Below are 2,133 nucleotides of genomic sequence, written 5' to 3'. Positions count from 1 at the left end.
GGCCCCAACTCCCCGTGCCCGGCCCCGTCCCATGGACACGGCTCGCGCGCGGCCTTCGCGCCGCTCGGCGGCTTCGGCGACGCGTTGATGCGTACGCGCACGAACCGGAGGTTCCGTTCAGCCGCGCGCCCCCACCAGATGCCGGACCAGCCTCGGTGAGGCGAACTCCGTCCCGCACACGAACCGCATCACGGGCCCGTACGAAGCCGCCGCCGGCAGCCCCGTGAAGTACAGCCCGGGTACGGAGGACCTGAACCCGGCACCCAGCTTCGGTGTGCCCCGGCTCACCGCCAGCTCCGTACGCAGTTCGTGCCCGAGGAAGTCCATCGCGGCGAGGTCGACGCGGTATCCGGTCGCGGCGACGACGTGGTCCGCGGAGAGTTCCTCGACGCGTCCGTCGAGGGTCTGGACGGCGAGGGCCGGGTGGCCACCCGCCGATCCGGAGCGGACGATCCGCGACACCTCGCTGACCTGCACCTTCCCCTCGAACCGCTCCCGCAGCCACCAGGCGCCGAGAGGGCCGAGCACCCGGCGGACGAGGAAGTGCCGGGCCTGCGGCGGCAGATGGCGGTACGGATGGGGGTAGTAACTGAGTGCCCACAGCGACCAGGCCCGGCCGAAGGGCGACTCGGGGCGCAGCCGCGGCTGCGTCCACGGGGGCGCGCCAAAGGCGACCGAGCCCTTGCCGCGCGCCACCACGCGCACCTGCGCGCCCGCCTCCGCCGCGAGCGCCGCCGTCTCCAGGGCGGACTGGCCCGCGCCCACGACGATCAGCTCCTTGCCGGAGAACCGGGACAGGTCGTGGAGCTGCGAGCTGTGCGAGACGGGCCCCGTGGGGGTCGGTCCGTCGGGCGCGGCCGAGGCCAGTTCGGGCGGCAGATGCGCCAGCCCGGACAGCCCGGTCGCGACGACGACAGCCCGCGCGGTGAACAACTCCCCGGAGTCCAGCTTGAGTTCGAAGCCGCCCGAGCCACGCCGGTCGACCGACACGACCCGCACCCGCTCCAGGTCCGGCACGAGCTTCTGCCGGAACCACTCCCCGTAAGCGACGAACGTCTCGACCGGGACGATGTCCTCGTCCGTGACGAGCCGGCGGATGCCGGCCGCGTCGCAGTAGTCGACGAGGTTGTGCCCGGGCTGCGGGGCGTCGATGTTCGAGGCGGCCGGGGTCGACTTCAGCAGCATCCCCTCAGGCATGTGCGCACGCCAGCTCACCATGGGCTCACCGAACACCCGTACCGGAATGCCGCGCGCTCGCAGATGCGCGGCGGTGGACAGGCCGAAGGGCCCGGCACCGATCACTGCCACCGGCTCCATCACGAAGTCCCCTCCCCAGGACGCTGCTTCGTCACTTCGTGGTCAGCATCAACATGTGCTGCGTACTGACATGTGTTGTGCACTGGCATGTGCTGCGTACTGCTGACTCGTCGTACTGCCGGCCCGTCGTACTGTCGGCTCGTGCTCGGGCAGGCCCTCACCCCGCGCTCGGACGGGTCCTCCGGCGGTTGGTCCGCCACAGCTGGTACATGTGCTTCACCCCGGGCCGTACGAAGCGAGCGAGCATGGTGAAGAACGGCCGCAGGTCGTCCGCCGCCAGCCACGCCAGCTCCGTGCCAATCGCGTGGGCCGGGGCGTGCGGTGTCGTATAGCCGCTGCGGCGGTAGGCGAGCAGGGCGGGCAGGTCGATGTTCTCCACGATGTAGCGCCGGCCCGCGAGCTGTTCCCCCTCCGGAACGGTGCGGCCGGTCAGGTCCAGATGCATGGCACGGACGACGTCGATCCCCGACTCGTTCTCGAAGAGCCGGAACTGCGCGCCCATCCGCGGGTTGAAGTCGAGCAGTTTGTACTGGCCGTCGCGCCGGTCGAAGCGCAGGTCGAGGTCGATGACGCCACTGAAGCCGATCTGTTTGATGAAACGCGCGGCGATGTCCGCGAGTTCCGGATTGTCGACCACGTACGCGTTCGCCGTCATCCCCGCGTGCGGCGGCCAGGAGCGGACCTTGACGCCGGTGAACATCGCGAGCGGCGTCGAGTCCGCGTCGAAGTAGGCGTGCACGATCCAGTCCTCGGCGTCCTCCCTGGGCAGATACTCCTGGAGGATCACGCCGGGGTGCTCGCCCCAGTCGCGCGCGA

1 protein-coding gene and 1 pseudogene are annotated in these 2,133 nt (G+C 70.8%); both read right to left on the bottom strand.

The features are described from left to right. Positions 1 to 117: 117 nt before the first annotated feature. Positions 118 to 1,320 carry an FAD-dependent oxidoreductase gene (locus AOK17_RS45330; RefSeq protein WP_055618495.1) on the bottom strand — a complete coding sequence of 401 codons (1,203 nt, stop codon included), beginning with the start codon at positions 1,318 to 1,320 and terminating at the stop codon, positions 118 to 120. A gap of 154 nt (positions 1,321 to 1,474) precedes the next feature. Further along, positions 1,475 to 2,133: pseudogene (locus tag AOK17_RS45325) on the bottom strand (ATP-grasp domain-containing protein); the annotation flags it as partial.

It is taken from the genome of Streptomyces phaeochromogenes, from assembly GCF_001418655.1.
GTDB classification, from domain to species: domain Bacteria; phylum Actinomycetota; class Actinomycetes; order Streptomycetales; family Streptomycetaceae; genus Streptomyces; species Streptomyces phaeochromogenes.
The sequence above is the reverse complement of the archived record's forward strand: the minus strand, read 5'-3'. Positions and strand labels throughout refer to the sequence as shown.